At 71.5% G+C, this 16,860-nt stretch carries 17 protein-coding genes; 9 read left to right on the top strand and 8 right to left on the bottom strand.

Annotation, left to right across the window (positions count from 1 at the left end):
- The first annotated feature begins 210 nt into the window (after positions 1-210).
- On the top strand, positions 211-1,383 hold the full coding sequence (locus tag M2283_RS22550) for an acyl-CoA dehydrogenase family protein (protein ID WP_280878127.1): 1,173 nt from the start codon (positions 211-213) through the stop codon (positions 1,381-1,383).
- On the opposite strand, the gene M2283_RS22555 is transcribed toward M2283_RS22550, so the two are convergent.
- Positions 1,346-1,597: a hypothetical protein gene (locus tag M2283_RS22555; protein ID WP_280878128.1), complete on the bottom strand. Its 252-nt coding sequence runs from the start codon at positions 1,595-1,597 to the stop codon at positions 1,346-1,348. The two genes, M2283_RS22550 and M2283_RS22555, sit on opposite strands and share 38 nt — an antisense overlap.
- A gap of 152 nt (positions 1,598-1,749) precedes the next feature.
- On the opposite strand from M2283_RS22555, the gene M2283_RS22560 reads away from it, so the two are divergent.
- Together M2283_RS22560 and M2283_RS22565 are read left to right on the top strand one after the other, a co-directional pair.
- Positions 1,750-2,850 carry a hypothetical protein gene (locus M2283_RS22560; RefSeq protein ID WP_280878129.1) on the top strand — a complete coding sequence of 367 codons (1,101 nt, stop codon included), beginning with the start codon at positions 1,750-1,752 and terminating at the stop codon, positions 2,848-2,850.
- A gap of 12 nt (positions 2,851-2,862) precedes the next feature.
- Positions 2,863-3,957 carry a phosphotransferase family protein gene (locus M2283_RS22565; RefSeq protein WP_280878130.1) on the top strand — a complete coding sequence of 365 codons (1,095 nt, stop codon included), beginning with the start codon at positions 2,863-2,865 and terminating at the stop codon, positions 3,955-3,957.
- A 17-nt stretch (positions 3,958-3,974) separates the two neighbouring features.
- Here the strand turns inward: M2283_RS22565 and M2283_RS22570 are convergent, their stop codons facing one another.
- Complete coding sequence (locus M2283_RS22570; protein ID WP_280878131.1) at positions 3,975-4,412, bottom strand: hypothetical protein; 438 nt, start codon at positions 4,410-4,412, stop codon at positions 3,975-3,977.
- Positions 4,413-4,679: 267 nt separating this feature from the next.
- Between M2283_RS22570 and M2283_RS22575 the strand changes: the two genes are divergently transcribed.
- From M2283_RS22575 to fxsA, 4 genes are all read left to right on the top strand, one after another.
- Positions 4,680-5,120, top strand: a complete 441-nt coding sequence (locus M2283_RS22575; protein WP_280878132.1) for an Lrp/AsnC family transcriptional regulator — start codon at positions 4,680-4,682, stop codon at positions 5,118-5,120.
- A gap of 78 nt (positions 5,121-5,198) precedes the next feature.
- Entirely contained in the window at positions 5,199-6,800 is a 1,602-nt protein-coding gene (locus M2283_RS22580) for an amidohydrolase (RefSeq protein WP_280878133.1), read from the top strand.
- 555 nt (positions 6,801-7,355) lie between these two features.
- Positions 7,356-8,153: a polyprenol monophosphomannose synthase gene (locus M2283_RS22585; RefSeq protein WP_280878134.1), complete on the top strand. Its 798-nt coding sequence runs from the start codon at positions 7,356-7,358 to the stop codon at positions 8,151-8,153.
- A 68-nt stretch (positions 8,154-8,221) separates the two neighbouring features.
- Positions 8,222-8,770 carry an FxsA family membrane protein gene (gene fxsA / locus M2283_RS22590; protein ID WP_280878135.1) on the top strand — a complete coding sequence of 183 codons (549 nt, stop codon included), beginning with the start codon at positions 8,222-8,224 and terminating at the stop codon, positions 8,768-8,770.
- Positions 8,771-8,997: 227 nt separating this feature from the next.
- Here the strand turns inward: fxsA and M2283_RS22595 are convergent, their stop codons facing one another.
- The 4 genes from M2283_RS22595 to M2283_RS22610 all read right to left on the bottom strand — a co-directional run bounded on the left by M2283_RS22595 (position 8,998) and on the right by M2283_RS22610 (position 12,449).
- Positions 8,998-9,372 (bottom strand): RNA polymerase-binding protein RbpA, encoded by a 375-nt coding sequence (locus M2283_RS22595; RefSeq protein ID WP_003977404.1) that lies wholly within the window; start codon positions 9,370-9,372, stop codon positions 8,998-9,000.
- A gap of 267 nt (positions 9,373-9,639) precedes the next feature.
- Positions 9,640-10,977: an MFS transporter gene (locus M2283_RS22600; RefSeq protein ID WP_280878136.1), complete on the bottom strand. Its 1,338-nt coding sequence runs from the start codon at positions 10,975-10,977 to the stop codon at positions 9,640-9,642.
- Between the two features lie 54 nt (positions 10,978-11,031).
- Positions 11,032-11,799, bottom strand: a complete 768-nt coding sequence (locus M2283_RS22605) for a glycerophosphodiester phosphodiesterase (RefSeq protein ID WP_280878137.1) — start codon at positions 11,797-11,799, stop codon at positions 11,032-11,034.
- Positions 11,796-12,449 carry a YczE/YyaS/YitT family protein gene (locus M2283_RS22610; protein ID WP_280878138.1) on the bottom strand — a complete coding sequence of 218 codons (654 nt, stop codon included), beginning with the start codon at positions 12,447-12,449 and terminating at the stop codon, positions 11,796-11,798. The genes M2283_RS22605 and M2283_RS22610 overlap by 4 nt, the downstream gene beginning before the upstream one ends.
- A 99-nt stretch (positions 12,450-12,548) precedes the next feature.
- Here M2283_RS22610 and M2283_RS22615 point away from each other — a divergent pair, with 99 nt between their 5' ends.
- Positions 12,549-14,048 (top strand): PLP-dependent aminotransferase family protein, encoded by a 1,500-nt coding sequence (locus M2283_RS22615; RefSeq protein WP_280878139.1) that lies wholly within the window; start codon positions 12,549-12,551, stop codon positions 14,046-14,048.
- A 64-nt stretch (positions 14,049-14,112) separates the two neighbouring features.
- Here the strand turns inward: M2283_RS22615 and M2283_RS22620 are convergent, their stop codons facing one another.
- Positions 14,113-15,711 carry an ATP-binding protein gene (locus M2283_RS22620; RefSeq protein ID WP_280878140.1) on the bottom strand — a complete coding sequence of 533 codons (1,599 nt, stop codon included), beginning with the start codon at positions 15,709-15,711 and terminating at the stop codon, positions 14,113-14,115.
- A 40-nt stretch (positions 15,712-15,751) separates the two neighbouring features.
- Positions 15,752-15,946 (bottom strand): hypothetical protein, encoded by a 195-nt coding sequence (locus M2283_RS22625; RefSeq protein WP_121404479.1) that lies wholly within the window; start codon positions 15,944-15,946, stop codon positions 15,752-15,754.
- 259 nt (positions 15,947-16,205) lie between these two features.
- On the opposite strand from M2283_RS22625, the gene M2283_RS22630 reads away from it, so the two are divergent.
- The gene (locus M2283_RS22630) at positions 16,206-16,598 is read left to right on the top strand and encodes an ankyrin repeat domain-containing protein (protein ID WP_280878141.1); all 393 of its coding nucleotides are present in this window, start codon (positions 16,206-16,208) and stop codon (positions 16,596-16,598) included.
- Positions 16,599-16,860: the final 262 nt, after the last annotated feature.

Genomic DNA, 16,860 nt, shown 5'->3' on the forward strand with positions numbered 1-16,860 from the left:
GGCGGCTCGCGATAGTCTTGAAGTGAGCGGTCGTTAACTGGTGACTGGCTGCCTTCGATCGGGCATACTCACAACGCACAGCCGCTGGTCAGCAGCTTCCGAGACCCGGAAGCGGAGCACCGGCCAGGCACCACGTACGACCCGGCGACGCCGCGTCCACCCAAGGCGCTCGTTTGCCGATGTGCCCGAAACAGGGAGGAGAGCGTCGCCATGCCCGACCGCGCCCCGCAGCCGGTGGACCGGCAACTGCCCACGGATGAGGCCCGGGAGCTGATCTCGCTCGTCCGCGACATCGCGCAGCACGAGATCGCCCCGAAGGCGGCCCAGGAGGAGGATTCCGGCCGCTTCCCGCGCGAGGTCTTCACCCTCCTGTCGCAGTCGGGACTGCTCGGACTTCCCTACGACTCCGAATACGGCGGCGGTGACCAGCCGTACGAGGTCTACCTCCAGGTCCTCGAAGAGCTCGCCGCGGCGCGCCTCACCGTCGGCCTCGGTGTCAGCGTGCACACCCTCGCCAGTTACGCGCTCGCCGCCTACGGCACGAAGCAGCAGCAGGTCGAGCACCTGCCCGCGATGCTCGGCGGCGGCCTGCTGGGCGCCTACTGCCTCTCCGAACCCTCCTCCGGATCCGACGCGGCCTCCCTGCGCACGAAGGCGGTCCGGGACGGCGAGGAATGGGTGATCACGGGCACCAAGGCCTGGATCACGCACGGCGGCATCGCCGACTTCTACACCGTGATGGCCCGCACCGGCGAGGAGGGCCCCCGGGGCATCACCGCCTTCCTGGTCCCGGGCGACGCCGAGGGCGTCAGCGGCGCGGCGCCCGAGAAGAAGATGGGCATGAAGGGCTCGCCCACCGCGCAGGTCCACTTCGACGGGGTCCGGGTCTCCGACGAGCGACGGCTCGGCGACGAGGGGCAGGGCTTCGCGATCGCCCTGGCCTCACTCGACTCCGGCCGGCTCGGCATCGCGGCCTGTGCGATCGGCCTCGCCCAGGCGGCCCTCGACGAGGCGGTCGGATACGCCACCGGTCGTCGGCAGTTCGGGCGGCCCATCGCCGACTTCCAGGGGCTGCGGTTCATGCTCGCCGACATGGCGACCCAGATCGAGGCGGGCCGCGCCCTGTACCTGGCGGCGGCGCGACTGCGGGACGCGGGGCGGCCGTTCGCCAAGCAGGCGGCCATGGCCAAGCTGCACTGCACCGACACCGCTATGAAGGTCACCGTCGACGCCGTCCAGATCCTCGGCGGGTACGGCTACACCGCCGACTTCCCGGCCGAGCGCTACATGCGCGAGGCCAAGGTCCTGCAGATCGTCGAGGGCACCAACCAGATCCAGCGGATGGTCATCGCCCGCCACCTAGCGGGTCCGGAGACCCGCTGAACTGACCCGGGACGACCGTCGGGGCGGCCAGCCTGACCCACTCCGGGTCGTACCGCCCCGGCAGGGTGCGGCCCCGGTCGGCCCAGGTGCGCAGCAGATCGCGGTAGATCGGGGGGTCCTGGGGCTGCGGCGGCTGAACCGTTCCTGCGGGTGCCGGGACGAAGATGCGGCGCCGTCTCTCGGTCGCCAGGTAGGTGGGGGTCGTGGGGGTCATACCAGGGCAACGCGGGGGTGACCGGACAGGTCACCGATGCGTGGAATCGAGCGTGAGTTCGCGGCCCGTCCGGCGCCGGGTCCGTCGCCGAGTCTGGCCACCCACGACCATCTGACGTACCGTCAGCCCAGCTGTCTCCAGGGAGGTTTGGCGTGGCCGACGACCGCCCCGTACCGCTCGACGAGTATCCCGTGCATCAGGTGCCCCTCTCCATGAAGCACATGGCGACGGGCGACCGGAACGCCTACGACCGCTGCATCTTCCACATCCTCGACTACAAGGGCCGGGCCCTGCTGATCCTGGGCCTCGGGGTGTATCCGAACGTCGGCGTGATCGACGCCTACGCGACCCTGCGCACCGGCGACAGCCTGCACGCGGTCCGCGCCTCCGACGCCCTCGGCGAGGACCGCATGCGGCTCGAAGTGGGGCCGCTGCGGATCGAGGTCGAGGAACCGCTCGGCCGGCTGCGGCTGGTCTCCCGGGACGACTCCCTGTCGTACGACCTCACGTGGACCGCCGACTTCCCCGCGCTCTGGGAACCCCATCACCTCCAACGCCGGGGCGACCGGCTCACGCTGGAGGGGCGGCGCTTCGTGCAGGCCGGGAGCGTCGAGGGTTTCGTGCGGGCCGGCGGCGAGGAGTTCCGGGTCACCGCGGGGGAGTGGACCGGTACCCGTGACCGCAGTTGGGGGGTGCGGCCGATACCGGGGGAGGAGGGCGGCCGACTCGCCGAGGAGCATCCGACCGAGGGCTTCCACTGGATCTGGTGCCCGGTCCGCTTCGAGGACCGGTTCCTGATGGTGATCGTCCAGGAGGACGCGGACGGCTACCGCACGCTGAACGACGCGACCCTCGTCCGCCCCGGCCACCGCGACCGCCAACTCGGCTGGCCACAGCCCGAGATCACCTACCGCTCCGGCACCCGCCACCCCGAACGCGCCCTCGTCCACCTCGGCGACCCCCGTAAACCGCAGGAGCTGGAGGTGGAGATCCTCACCTCGTCTCCCCTCGCCCTCGGCGCCGGCTACCCGCCTGCCGACGACTGGCAGCACGGCACCTGGCGCGGTCGCGGCTGGACCGACCGGCGCACCTACGACCTCACCGAGGCCCACCCGCTCGCCGGTTACGGGGTCACCGACCACGCGGCGCGCTTCCGGCTGGACGGCCGGGTCGGCCACGGCATCTTCGAGCACGGCTCGTTCGGACGGCACGACCCGAGCGGGTTCACGGACTTCAACTCGGTTGCTCCGTAAGGGGGTTGCGCCATGGCCACGGCACCTCGTCCCCGTACCAGCACCCGCGACCCGCAGGAGATCGCCCGCCGCCTCACCGCCTGGCTCGACACACGGCTGCCCGGCGCCAGGGCGACCGGCGTCACCGTCCCCGTCTCGAACGGCATGTCCAGCGAGACCCTGCTTTTCGACATCGAGCACCCCGAACCGCCCTTCACCGCCTGCGCGTTGCGCCTGGCGGCCGATCCGGGGGCATACACCGTCTTCCCGGTCTACGACCTGCCCCGCCAGTACCGCACGATGCGCCTGGTCGCCGAGCACTCCGACCTGCCGGTGCCGAAGGTGCGCTGGCTGGAGGAGGATCCGGGCCCGCTCGGGGCGCCGTTCTTCGTCATGGAACGCGTCGAGGGGCGCGTCCCGCCCGATGTCATGCCCTACACGTACGAAGGCAACTGGCTGCACGCGGCGACCGACACCGAACGCGAGCACCTGGAGGCCGCGTCGGTAGGTCTGTTGGCCCGCCTGCACGACCAAGTCCCGTTGCCGGAGGCGGAGTTCCTCGCCCTCCCAGGCGAAGGCGACTCGCTGCGCCGCCACGTCACGGCCCAACGCGCCTACTACGACTGGGTGGTGGCCGGAGTCGCCCGCTCACCCCTCATCGAGGCGGCCTTCGACCGACTGGAGGAGCGGTGGCCCGGCGACCCCGGCCCACCGGTGCTCAACTGGGGCGACGCACGCATCGGGAACGTCATCTACGACGGTTTCGAACCCGCGGCCGTCCTCGACTGGGAGATGGCGGCCCTGGCCCCGCGCGAGGTCGACCTCGGCTGGACCGTCTATCTGCACCGCTTCTTCCAGGACCTGACCGTCGCCTTCGGACAGTCCGGCCTGCCGGAGTTCTTCCGCCGGGACCGTGTCGAGGCCCGCTACGCCCGACTCACCGGCCACACACCGCGCGACATGGACTTCTACACGCTGTACGCGGCACTGCGGCACGCGATCGTCATGCTGCGCGTCGCCTACCGGCAGGTGCACTTCGGTGAGATCGCCGTCCCGGCGGACCCGGACACACTGATCCTGCACCACGGCAGCCTGCGGGCCATGGTGCAGGGCAGGTACTGGGACTGAGCGAGGCCGCGAGGGAGTCAGGCGGCCTGACGGCGCATCACCGGCACGCGCATCGGGCGCGAGCCCGCGCCGCCGACGTGCGAGAAGGGCTGGGTCCGCCAGTCGAGTCCCTGAGGGAGCGTCAACAGCAGGGCCGTGTCCTGCTCCTGGACTTCGGGCGACTCGTCCGCGGACGGAGCCTCGGAGGCGCTGCGGCCCGTACCGGCGCAGACCGTCAGCCCGAAGGGGTTCCACGGCGAGGCGCACAGCGCGTGCTCCGGCAGGACCTCCTCGTCCGCCAGCAGCGCGATGGGCTGCACGCAGTCCGGGCAGACCACCCGGTACATCTCGAACGTGTCGTACGCGTCGAGCTCGTCCACGTCGTAGTCGTCGGCTTCGACGCCCTCCGGTTCGGCCTCGACGACCGACTGGAGGCGCTTGGGCGCCGTGCGACCAGGGCGCTTAAGACTCTGCATAGGTTCTCCCCCTAGGGCTGGGCCGTGAAGGCACTGCGGCCTCGACCACAGCAAGCACTTCCCGCCCCGTCTCGGCGGTAATCACGAGACCATCACGGAGAATCCCCGACGACTGTGGCGTTCGTCACATGCCGTCCGCAGGTGCCCGACGCGGCCGTTTTGTCCCTCGGGCGGCTCACAAGCCGCCCTCGACCACATCACGAACCGGTTATGACCTGCGCCGCTCGGCTATCCGAGGAGATCAAGGGCACTGTAGGTTCTTGCGCCATGGAGGAGCTGGACCGACAAATCGTGCAGCTGCTCGTCAAGGACGGGCGGATGAGCTACACCGACCTGGGCAAGGCCACGGGCCTGTCCACGTCGGCCGTGCACCAGCGGGTGCGGCGGCTGGAACAACGGGGCGTCATCCGGGGCTATGCCGCGGTGGTCGACCCCGCGGCCGTCGGGCTGCCCATGACCGCCTTCATCTCGGTGAAACCGTTCGACCCCAGCGCCCCCGACGACATCGCGGACCGTCTGTCCGGCGTCCCCGAGATCGAGGCCTGCCACAGCGTGGCCGGCGACGAGAACTACATCCTCAAGGTCCGCGTCTCGACCCCGCACGAACTCGAGGAACTCCTCGCCCGCCTGCGCTCACTGGCCGGCGTCTCGACCCGGACGACGGTCGTCCTGTCGACACCGTACGAGGCCCGTCCGCCGCGCATCTGACCGCCGGCGTCTCTCGGATTGCCGGCGAGAGCTCACCTGCGTGCAGCGGCGTCCCAGCGAGGCGCGAGACTGTTCCCCATGAGTGAGCGCACCGACCCGCCCCAGACCGTCCTGCTGCGCCGTGGCGAGGTCCACAGCCCCGCCGACCCCTTCGCCACCGCGATGGTCGTGGAGCGCGGCCAGGTGGCCTGGGTGGGCTCCGAGGGGGCCGCCGACGCCTTCGCGGACGGTGTCGACGAGACCGTGGACCTGGACGGCGCTCTGGTCACCCCGGCGTTCACCGACGCCCACGTGCACACCACGGCGACCGGCCTGGCCCTCACCGGCCTCGATCTGTCCGACGCGCCCTCGTTGGAGGCTGCCCTCGTCCGCGTACGGGACTTCGCCGCCGCCCGCCCCGACGACCGCGTCCTGCGCGGCCACGGCTGGGACGCGGCCCGCTGGCCTGGCGGTCGCCCCCCGACGCGCGCCGAGCTCGACGAGGCGGCCGGCGGACGCCCCCTCTACCTCAGCCGCATCGACGTCCACTCGGCGGTCGTGACCACCGCCCTGCTCGACCTCACCCCCGGTCTCGACGCGGCCGACGCCCCGCTCACCGGCGACGCCCACCACGCCGTCCGCGCCGCCACGCTCGCCGCCGTCACCCCGGCCCAGCGCGCCGAGGCCCAGCGTGCCGCCCTCGCCCACGCGGCCTCCCTCGGCATCGGCTCGGTCCACGAGTGCGCCGGGCCCGAGATCTCCTCCGAGGACGACTTCACCGACCTGCTGCGACTGGCCGCCGAGGAGACCGGCCCGCGGGTCGTCGGCTACTGGGCCGAGCAGGACGTCGAGAAGGCGCGCGCGCTCGGCGCGACTGGTGCGGCCGGCGACCTCTTCGTGGACGGCTCCCTCGGCTCGCACACCGCCTGTCTGCACCAGCCGTACACCGACGCCGACCACACGGGCACCGGCTACCTGGACGCCGACGCCGTCGCCGCCCATGTCGTCGCCTGCACCGAGGCGGGCCTGCAGGCGGGCTTCCACGCGATCGGCGACGCCGCCGTGACCGCCGTGGTCGAAGGCGTCCGCGCCGCCGCCGAGAAGGTCGGCCTGGCCCGGGTACGCGCCGCCCGCCACCGCGTCGAGCACGCCGAACTGCTCACCCCCGAGACGATCGCGGGCTTCGCCGAACTCGGCCTCACCGCCTCCGTCCAGCCGGCCTTCGACGCCCTGTGGGGCGGCGAGGACGGCATGTACGCCCGGCGCCTGGGCGCCGAGCGCGCGCGCTCCCTGAACCCCTTCGCGGCCCTCCTGCGCGCCGGTGTCCCCCTCGCCTTCGGTTCCGACAGCCCGGTCACGCCCCTCGACCCGTGGGGCACGGTCCGCGCCGCCGCCTTCCACCGCACGCCGGAGCACCGGGTCTCGGTGCGCGCGGCGTTCACCGCGCACACGCGGGGCGGCTGGCGGGCCGTCGGCCGCGACGACGCGGGCGTCCTGGTGCCGGGCGCTCCTGCGGACTACGCCGTGTGGCGCACCGACGAGCTGGTCGTGCAGGCCCCCGACGACCGGGTGGCCCGCTGGTCCACCGACCCCCGCTCGGGCACCCCCGGCCTGCCCGACCTGACCCCGGGCCACGACCTCCCCGTATGCCTGCGCACCGTGGTCGGCGGCCGGACGGTGTTCGTACGGCCGGGCGAGTGATCTCCCGGGGTGGCGCGGTACGGATCTTGGGTCGCCGCCTCGACGCGCGACCTGGGCATCCTCTGCCCTGACCAGGCCATCAGCGACGTAGCAGCAGGTCAGGCGACTGTTGACAGGCGGCGGCAACGGGCCGGTAGGTTCGGCCGAGTCCACCACCGGACGCCCGACCGGGGAACGTCCGCGCACTCGTCGCGGCGCCGCTGGGTCAGGGACGGTGTGCCGCACCGGGGCACCGCCACTGGCAGCCAGGCTCAGTGCCCGCGCCGCAGCGAGGGAACGTTCCGGCCGGTCGGGGAGGTGTGACCCGGGTGGGGCCCGGACGCTCAGTAGACAACGGCTTTCGGTCGACCCGCAGCCAGCGGGCCCCAGGTCGGCCCGAAGGGCGCCGGGCCCCCATCCGCAGTTCGCAGCCGATTCACAGCTCACAAAAAACCCGAAAAGCCCATGCTTACCCCGCTCTTGTGGAAACGACACCACCATACGAACCTTCTGTCACGTCATCGCAGGCGGCGGCCACTATGGTGGATGTCTGCGTACGGACACGAAGGGGCAGCAGTGAACGACGGCGACGGGACCCTCGCGGCACAGGACCGGGGGAGGCAGTTCGGGCCGCTCGGCACCGCCTTGGTGATCATCCCGACCTACAACGAGGCGGAGAACATCAAGTCGATCGTCGGCCGGGTGCGTGCCGCCGTCCCCGAGGCACACGTCCTCGTGGCCGACGACAACAGCCCCGACGGCACCGGCAAGCTCGCCGACGAACTGGCCGTCGAGGACGACCAGGTCCAGGTGCTGCACCGCAAGGGCAAGGAAGGCCTCGGCGCCGCCTACCTCGCGGGCTTCCGCTGGGGTCTGGAGCACGGCTACGGCGTGCTGATCGAGATGGACGCCGACGGCTCCCATCAGCCGGAGGAGCTGCCCCGGCTGCTCACCGCCCTCAAGGGCGCCGACCTCGTGCTCGGCTCGCGCTGGGTGCCGGGCGGGCGGGTCGTGAACTGGCCCAAGAGCCGCGAGGCCATCTCCCGCGGCGGCAGCCTCTACTCCCGGCTCGCTCTCGACCTGCCGCTGCGCGACATCACCGGTGGCTACCGCGCCTTCCGCCGCGAGACCCTCGAAGGCCTCGGCCTCGACGAGGTCTCCTCCCAGGGCTATTGCTTCCAGGTCGACCTGGCCCGCCGCTCGGTCAAGGCCGGCTACCACGTCGTCGAGGTGCCCATCACGTTCGTCGAGCGCGAACTGGGCGACTCCAAGATGAGCCGCGACATCCTCGTGGAGGCGCTGTGGCGGGTCACGGCGTGGGGCGCGACGGAGCGGGTCGGCAAAGTGCTGGGACGCGACAAGAAGCAGCCCTGACGGCCTTCACAGGCCCCGTTGATCATCCTCTTATGCCGCACTGAGCCGGGCCCAGGCACACTGGATACATGACGACTGGTGCTCAGACCCCCACCCATCCGGCCCGGCCCCGGCGCTCGCGGCTGCGGACCTTCCTGCCGCTGGGCGCCGCCGCCTGGCTGGTGCTGGAGATCTGGCTGCTGACCGTGGTCGCGGGCGCCTCCAGCGGGTTCACCGTGTTCCTGCTGCTGGTCGCCGGCTTCGTGGTCGGCGCGGCGGTGATCAAGAAGGCGGGCCGACGGGCCTTCCAGAACCTGAACGAGGCGGTCCAGAAGGGCATCGCCCCGGCGAGCGGCGGCGGCAACGGGCTGATGATGCTCGGCGGCCTGCTCCTCATGATCCCCGGCCTGATCTCGGACGCCCTGGGCCTCCTCCTGCTGATCCCCCCGGTCCAGAAGGCCCTGAGCCGCCTGGCGGAGCGCACGGTGGAACGCAAGCTGCGCGCGGCCGGCCCCGGCAGCCTGGGCGACGCCTTCCAACAGGCCCGCATGCACCGCCCCGACGGCAAGGTGGTCCAGGGCGAGGTCATCCGCGACGAGCCACCCACTCAGGAACCGAAGCGTCCGCTGACAGGCTGAGAGCGTCCCATTTTCGGCCCGTCCGGCGTTTGAGGACGAGGCCCTCCGGGCCGATGGGGGTCTGGGGGCGCAGCCCCAGGGCCCGCACCCCCACCCAGTCGCACCCAAGAACCCACCCGCAAAAACCCAGCCGTACCCAAACAAAAACCGCGGGCGCCGTACGCAAACTTCACGTACGGCGCCCGCGGTTACGTGCGCGTTGTGTTCCCGCTCAAGCCCCGCAGGGACTACGCCGACTTGCGGCTGTCCCTCGGGTGTACCGCGATATTCATCGCGCCGGAGCGGAGAACGGCCAGACGCTCCTCGAGGACCTCTTCGAGCTCCTCTCGGGTGCGCCGTTCCATCAGCATGTCCCAGTGCGTACGCGCGGGCTTGGCCTTCTTCTCTTCAGGGCCGTCGCCGTCAACGAGGAGAGCTTGGGCCCCGCAGACCTTGCACTCCCACTCCGGCGGAATCTCCGCCTCGACCGAGAAGGGCATCTCGAAGCGGTGCCCCTTCTCGCATGCGTACTCCACGGCCTGGCGCGGGGCCAGGTCGATGCCGCGGTCCGTCTCGTAGCTGGTCACCACGAGGCGCGTGCCGCGAAGAGCTCGCTCACTCATGAATCGTGCCTCCCGGGCTTGTCGCCCACAGGACAGGTGTCGCTGTCGTCGTCATCCGGTCAACGTCCGGTCGGCGGTAAAGATTCCCGTTCCGGGTCCCGTTCCGGGTCATGCGTCACCGTCGTAGTCGCCCCTTGTTGTACCCACCAGTGCCCGTTTTGTCACATCTGCTAGCAGATGTCACCCAGCGTTTCGGCATCTTTGACGCGCAGTAACGGTACGCCTGGCAGGCCAAACGCGTACACTACCGCCCTTTCGCGTCGAACGCTAAATCCTCTCGGGAACAGGATTGCCCGCGTCGCCGATCGCCCGGCGCACCGGAACCCGTGCGAGCAGCACAAACCCGATGACGAAGAAGGCCACCAGGGAGATGATCGCGTCCCGATAACTTCCTGTCAGCTGGTAGGTGATCCCGAACAGAAGAGGGCCCAACCAGCTCATGCCCCGGTCGCTCATCTCGTACGCCGAGAAGTACTCGGCCTCCTTGCCGGGCGGGACGAGATGGGAGAACAGGGAGCGGGACAGGGCCTGGCTGCCGCCCAGGACCAGGCCGATGCCGGCCGCGAGGACGAAGAACCACACCGGCGCGCCGGCCGGCAGGAAGTACCCCGCCGCCAGCGTCACCGTCCACGCCACCAGCGAGCCGAGAATGGTGCGCTTGGCGCCGTACGTCCGGGCGAGTCGCCCCATGCCCAACGCGCCCGCCACCGCCAGCACCTGGACCAGGAGGATCGCGGCGATCAGCGTGGACTGGCCGAGGCCGAGTTCCTCGGAGCCGTAGACCGAGGCCTGGGAGATCACCGTCTGGATGCCGTCGTTGTAGACGAGGTAGGCCAGCAGGAAGGAGAGGGTCAGTGGGTGGCGGCGCATGTGGCGGACCGTCGCGGCCAATTGGCGGAACCCCGGGGCGGTCGGCTCGGTCCGCGGCCCGGAGCGGCGGTCGCGCAACCGGCTCAACGGGATCAGCGTGAAGGCACCCCACCACAGGCCGGCCGAGGCCAGGCAGATGCGGACGGCCATCGGCTCCGAGACGCCGAAGGTGTCGTGCGCCAGATAGAGCACCAGGTTGGCGATCAGGACCAGTGATCCGGCCGCGTAGCCGAAGGCCCAGCCCCGGGAGGAGACCGCGTCGCGCTCCTCGGGCGGGGCGATCTGGGGCAGGTAGGAGTTGTAGAGCATCATCGCCACCGACTGCGCCGCGTTCGCGACGATCAGCAGCAGGCCGCCCAGCAGATAGCGGTCGCCGTCCAGGAAGAACATGCCGGTGGTCGCCGCGGCGCCCACATATGCCGCCACTCCGAGCAGCGGCTTCTTGCGGCCCGAGCGGTCGGCCGCCGCGCCCACCAGGGGCATCACCAGCACGGCCACGATCACCGACAAGGACACCGAGTACGCGAAGAAGGACCCGGCGCGCACGGGTATCCCCAGCGGATGCACGAACCCGTCCGGGTCCGCCGCGTCCTTGGCGACCGACGTCAGATAGGGGCCGAGGAACACGGTGAGCACGCTCGTCGAGTAGACCGAGCAGGCCCAGTCGTAGAAGTACCAGCCGCGCTGTTCGCGCTGCCGGTCGAAGGCTTCCGCCCGCACGGTGTCGGCGCTCACCCGTGCCCTCGCTTCCCCGCTGAATGCGAAGGCTCGGCGGGGTGGTCCAGGGCCTCAGGCCCAGACGCCACGCTCTTCCATGACCTTGCGCAACGTGTCGATGTGATCGGTCATGATGCCATCCACCCCCAGGTCCAGGAGCCGGTGCATGCGATCGGGTTCGTTGATGGTCCACACGTGCACCTGCAGCCCGCGCGCGTGGGCGGTGCGTACGAAGCGCCGGTCGACGACCTGGATACCGGACTGGGCCTCGGGCACCTGGGCGGCGATCGCGGAGCGGCGCAGCGCGGCCGGGACACCCCAGGAGCGCAGCCGCAGATTGAGCACGCCCCGCGTGCCGTACGACGTCGCCAGGCGCGGTCCGGCCAGCCGCTGGGCGCGCAGCACGCGCGCCTCGGAGAAGGAGCCGACGCAGACGCGGTCCCAGGTGTTCGTGCGCTCGATCAGCTCCAGGAAGGGGCGGAGCGAGGCCTCGGCCTTGAGGTCCACGTTCCAGCGCGCTTCGGGGAAGGTCTCCAGGAGGTCCTCGAAGAGCGGTACGGGTTCCTTGCCCGCCACGCGCGCGTGGCTGACGTCCTTCCACATGAGGTCGCCTATGCGTCCGCCGCCGTCGGTCACCCGGTCCAGCGTCGCGTCGTGGAAGGCGACCAGCTTGCCGTCCGCCGTGGCGTGCACGTCGGTCTCCAGATAGCGGTAACCCGCCTGGACCGCCCGCCGGAACTGCAGTGCGGTGTTCTCCAGACCGTCCGCCGCCCCGCCCCGGTGGGCGAAGGGGATCGGGCCGGGGTGGTCGAGGTAGGGGTGGCGTATCGGCGTGCTCACCGACGCAGTATCGCGCGCCGCGGTTGCACGGTGGCAACGACCGTGCTGCCGCCGGATGCCGAGGGGACGTCGAACATCCGCAGGAAGAGCTGGGCCAGCGGTCCGATCGACACCGCGTACAGGACCGTGCCGACGCCGACGGTGCCGCCGAGGGCGAAGCCGGTCGCGACGACCACGATCTCGATCGCCGTCCGCAGCAGCCGGATCGAGCGGCCGGTACGCCGGTGCAGCCCGGTCATCAGGCCGTCCCGCGGACCCGGGCCGAGGCGGGCGGCGATGTAGAGACCGGTGGCCGCGCCGTTGAGCAGGATGCCGGTCAGCATCAGTGGGATCCGTACGGCCAGGGAGTGCGCGTCGGGGACCAGGGCGAGCGTGCCGTCCATGGCGAGGCCGACCACGAAGACGTTGGAGACCGTGCCGAGGCCGGGTCGCTGGCGCAGCGGGATCCACAGGAGCAGCACGGCCGCGCCGACGATGATCGACACGACGCCGATCGTCAGGCCGGTGAGCTCGGCGAGGCCCTGGTGCAGCACGTTCCAGGGTTCGAGACCCAGGCCCGCCACGACGAGAAGCGCGGAGCTGACTCCGTACAGGGCGAGCCCGACGTACAGCTGGATCAACCGTCTCGGGAGACGGCTCTTCGTGGACAAGGGGATCCTCCAGTGGTCCTAGTGGCCTGCTCCATGTCACCCTGTGGCTTGGGTGGGGACGTCATCCATGGCCAATTCGAGGAAGGTGGACTGGTTTTCATGGCGCAGTGGACCTCGGCGATGGGGGCGGCCCAGCTCGCCCGGCTGCTCAACTCCCAGCAGGACCGCCCCGCGGGCCCTGGCACCCGACGGCCGCCGGCCTACCGGGCGCTGGCCGACGGCGTACGGCTGCTGGTCCTGGAGGGCCGGGTGCCGGTTGCTGCCCGGCTGCCCGCCGAGCGCGAGCTGGCGCTGGCCCTGTCCGTCAGCCGTACGACGGTCGCGGCGGCCTACGAGGCGTTGCGCGCCGAGGGATTCCTGGAGTCCCGGCGCGGCGCGGGCAGTTGGACCGCCGTGCCGGCCGGAAACCCGCTCCCCGCGCGCGGGCTGGAGCCGCTGCCGCCCGAGGCGCTCGGCTCCCTGATCGACCTGGGCTGCGCGGCACTGCCCGCGCCCGAGCCGTGGCTGACCCGGGCCGTCCAGGGCGCCCTGGAGGAGCTGCCGCCATACGCCCACACGCACGGCGACTACCCGGCCGGACTGCCCGCGCTGCGCGCGATGATCGCCGACCGGTACACCGCGCGCGGGATCCCGACGATGCCCGAGCAGATCATGGTGACGACGGGCGCCATGGGCGCCATCGACGCGATCTGCCACCTCTTCGCGGGCCGCGGCGAGCGGGTCGCCGTGGAGTCGCCGTCGTACGCCAACATCCTTCAGCTGATGCGGGAGGCGGGAGCGCGTCTGGTGCCGGTCGCGATGGCCGAGGGGCTGACCGGCTGGGACCTGGACCGCTGGCGGCAGGTGCTGCGCGAGGCCGCGCCGCGCATCGCGTACATCGTCGCCGACTTCCACAACCCGACCGGCGCGCTCGCCGACGACGGCCAGCGCCGGCAGCTCGTGGAGGCGGCCCGTTCCGCGGGCACGGTGCTGATCGCCGACGAGACGATGACCGAACTCTGGCTGGACGACGACGTCGAGATGCCGCGGCCCGTCTGCGCCTTCGACCCCGCCGGGTCCGTGGTGATCACCGTCGGCTCGGCCAGCAAGGCCTTCTGGGCGGGCCTGCGCATCGGCTGGGTGCGCGCCGCCCCGGACGTGATCCGCAGCCTGGTCTCCGCCCGCGCCTACGCCGACCTGGGCACGCCGGTGCTGGAGCAGCTGGCCGTGAACTGGCTGTTCGGCACCGGCGGTTGGGAGCAGGCCGTGCAGGTGCGGCGCGCCCAGGCGCGGGAGAACCGGGACGCCCTGGTCGCGGCGGTGCGGCGGGAGCTGCCGGGCTGGGAGTTCGAGGTGCCCCGGGGCGGACTCACGCTGTGGGTGCGGACCGGGGGCCTGTCGGGCTCGCGGATCGCCGAGGCGGGGGAGCGGGTCGGGGTGCGGGTGCCGTCGGGACCGCGGTTCGGGGTCGACGGTGCCTTCGAGGGCTATGTGCGGCTGCCGTTCACCGTGGGGGGCGCGGTCGCGGAGGAGGCGGCCGTGCGGCTCGCCGCCGCGGCGAAGCTGGTGGAGAGCGGGGGCTCCGGAACGGGCGAGGCGCCGCGCACGTTCGTGGCGTGAAACGGCCTGAGACGGCGAAGCCCCGGGCGACCGAGAGTCACCCGGGGCTTCGATCGGCGATCCGCTACGAGCCCTCCGTCACCATGACGTCCGCGGGTACGGGCTCCGCCTCCGTCGGCTCCTGGGCCGCCTCCACGCCTTCCGCGTCCGCGGGCGTCGTCCGGGGCGGCAGCAGGGCCAGCACCGCCTGCCGGTCCGCGTCGCTCGTCGCGTCGTCGTACGGGTCCGGGGTCGCCGGGACCTGGAGGCGGTGGACGGAGCCCGTGCCGAGGCGGGCGTAACCACGGCCGGGCGGGACCTGGGTGACCGGCGTGGTGTGCGGCGGGGCGCCCAGGACCGCCTCCAGCTGACCGGCGGTCGCCGGGCCGAGGACCACACGCGCGCGCGTGTGCTGCCGTACCGGCTCGCTCAGCGTGTCCGCGCTGTCGAACTGGTCGGCCACAACCACCGTCACGTTCGCCGCGCGGCCGTGCCGCAGCGGCACCTGGAGCAGGGACTGGGGGTCCTTGCGGGCGTCGGCGGCGGCGAGGTGGGTGAAGGCGCTCGGGTGGTCCAGGAGGATCCACAGCGGGCGCTTGGTGTCGTCCGGCGGCGGGTGGCCCGCCTGCCGGGCGCGGTTCAGTGCGATCAGCCGGCGTTCCGTCTCGTGGGCGGCCCACTCCAGGCTGGCCAGCGCCCCGGCCAGACCGCACTCGACCGCGAGGACGCCGTCGCGGCCGGTCAGGCACGCGTACTCGCCGGTGCCGCCGCCCTCGACGATCAGGACGTCGCCGTACTGGAGGGCCTGCAGGGCGATCGAGCGGAGCAGGGTCGAGGTGCCGCTGCCCGGCTGGCCGACGACCAGCAGGTGCGGCTCGGTGGAGCGGATTCCGGTGCGCCAGACGACCGGGGGGACGTCGCGCCGCTCCTCGCCGTGGGTGAGCGGGAGCGTGCGCTGGACCTCGGAGGGGTCGGTGAAGCCGAGGACCGTCTCGCCCGGTGCCGTGACGAAGCGCTGGGCGGCGATGTCGGTGGGCAGCGGGGACAGGACGGTGATCGTGAGCTGGTTGCCCTCCTCGTCCCACGTGAAGCGGTACTCGCGGCCGCGGCCCGACTTGGCGTGCAGCAGCTGCTCGATCCGCGCGCGGGAGTCGGGCTCGCCGTCGGTGAAGTACGCCGGGTAGCGGACCGTGAGGTGGGTGACACGGCCCGACCCGTCGAACTCGTAGGCAGGGAAGGCCTTCTCCCACTCGCCGCCGTGGGCGTAGAGCGGGGCGGGGTCCTCCGGGATCGAGAAGTACGGGACCAGGGCCTCGTACAGGGACTGGAGGCGCTGGGTCTGCGACTCGTCCGGACCGTCGGGCTCCGGTTCGGTGCGGTCGCGGCCCTGCCATGCTGCCGCCGCCATCAGGGTGATGACGGCGAGCAGCGGACCGTACGGCACCAGCGCCACGACCAGGACCACCGACGCCACCAGGAACAGCAGCGGCCCGCGCTTGTCCTTGGGGGTGTCGGCCCATCTGCGCCGCCCGGCCGCCGCCAGCCGGCGCAGACCGCGGGAGACCGTGATCAGCGGATGGAGGACGTCGGTGGCGCTGTCGGCCGCCGTCCGGGCCAGCTCCCGGCTCCGGGCGATCTGCGTGCTGCCTGTGCTCAGGATGCGGGGGAGGGGGCGCCGGGCCACTGCTGTCTCCTGAAGGTGCGTACGGACGGAGGGAACGGCGTCAGAACTTGATGCCGCCGAGCAGACCGGCCAGGCTCTCGCCGCCGGCCTTGATGCTCGGGGCGATCGCCGTACTCGCCAGGTAGAAGCCGAACAGGGCCGACACCATGGCGTGCGACGCCTTCAGGCCGTCCTTGCGGAAGAAGAGGAAGACGATGATGCCGAGAAGGACCACGCCTGAGATGGACAGGATCATTTGAGATCTCCTGGTTCGCGGGGACAGTCACCATGAGTACTTCCAGGCTCACAGGATGTATCCATACGATAAAAGGTGCAACTGGGTGAATTTCGGCGAATTTCCCTCGGTTGGCGGAGCGCTTCGGGGGCGTTGAGCAGGGCACTTGCGTCCGACCGGGTCTGCCGTGATCTTTACCTCGGGCACTTCGGGTCATGTACGTCGTGAGCCAGTACCCTGGCGATTCACCTGAACGGTTGTATGAGAGGCGGACCGGCCGATGACTGAAGCCCCCGACCCCGAGGTCGTGGAGCTGGCGACCAAGATCTTCGATCTCGCCCGACAGGGGCAGACCGAGGCACTCGTGGCGTACGTCGACGCGGGCGTTCCGGCCAACCTCACCAACGACCGCGGCGACTCCCTCGTGATGCTCGCCGCCTACCACGGGCACGCGGAGGCGGTACGCGCGCTGCTCGCCCGGGGTGCGGAGGCCGGCCGGATCAACGACCGGGGACAGACCCCGCTCGCCGGAGCGGTCTTCAAGGGTGAGACGGAAGTGATCGAAGCCCTCCTCGAAGGTGGCGCCGACCCCTCCGAGGGCACCCCGTCGGCCGTCGACACGGCCCGGATGTTCGGCAAGACAGAACTGCTCGAACTGTTCGGCGTCCACTGAACCGTATGTTCTGACCAGCGAAGACACAGATAACGGGGGAGGCGGTACAAGGCCGCCGAAATTTCGGTCGCGGCGGGCCGAAGTGCCGGGTCATCATGACGTCGTGATTCACGGACGCGATGGCTGGGCAGGTGTTGCCGCACCGCGCGGGCCGTGATGCGGCCCGCATGGGCCACCGACGAGAGGCAGAGGAAGATGGTCTACAGCAAGCAAGAGACGGCGGGCGCTCCGACGTTGTGTCACGCGGCCAGGTAATGCGTGC

The sequence above is a fragment of the Streptomyces pseudovenezuelae genome (assembly GCF_029892565.1).
GTDB classification, from domain to species: Bacteria; Actinomycetota; Actinomycetes; order Streptomycetales; family Streptomycetaceae; genus Streptomyces; species Streptomyces pseudovenezuelae_A.

Bases quoted from the DNA above. Each gene is read 5' to 3' on its own strand.
- M2283_RS22575 (WP_280878132.1), top strand. From the start codon at position 4,680: ATGGAGGAGCTGGACCGACAAATCGTGCAGCTGCTCGTCAAGGACGGG.
- fxsA (WP_280878135.1), top strand. From the start codon at position 8,222: ATGACGACTGGTGCTCAGACCCCCACCCATCCGGCCCGGCCCCGGCGC.
- M2283_RS22580 (WP_280878133.1), top strand. From the start codon at position 5,199: ATGAGTGAGCGCACCGACCCGCCCCAGACCGTCCTGCTGCGCCGTGGC.
- M2283_RS22625 (WP_121404479.1), bottom strand. From the start codon at position 15,946: ATGATCCTGTCCATCTCAGGCGTGGTCCTTCTCGGCATCATCGTCTTC.
- M2283_RS22555 (WP_280878128.1), bottom strand. From the start codon at position 1,597: ATGACCCCCACGACCCCCACCTACCTGGCGACCGAGAGACGGCGCCGC.
- M2283_RS22565 (WP_280878130.1), top strand. From the start codon at position 2,863: ATGGCCACGGCACCTCGTCCCCGTACCAGCACCCGCGACCCGCAGGAG.
- M2283_RS22630 (WP_280878141.1), top strand. From the start codon at position 16,206: ATGACTGAAGCCCCCGACCCCGAGGTCGTGGAGCTGGCGACCAAGATC.
- M2283_RS22595 (WP_003977404.1), bottom strand. From the start codon at position 9,372: ATGAGTGAGCGAGCTCTTCGCGGCACGCGCCTCGTGGTGACCAGCTAC.
- M2283_RS22570 (WP_280878131.1), bottom strand. From the start codon at position 4,412: ATGCAGAGTCTTAAGCGCCCTGGTCGCACGGCGCCCAAGCGCCTCCAG.
- M2283_RS22615 (WP_280878139.1), top strand. From the start codon at position 12,549: ATGGCGCAGTGGACCTCGGCGATGGGGGCGGCCCAGCTCGCCCGGCTG.
- M2283_RS22550 (WP_280878127.1), top strand. From the start codon at position 211: ATGCCCGACCGCGCCCCGCAGCCGGTGGACCGGCAACTGCCCACGGAT.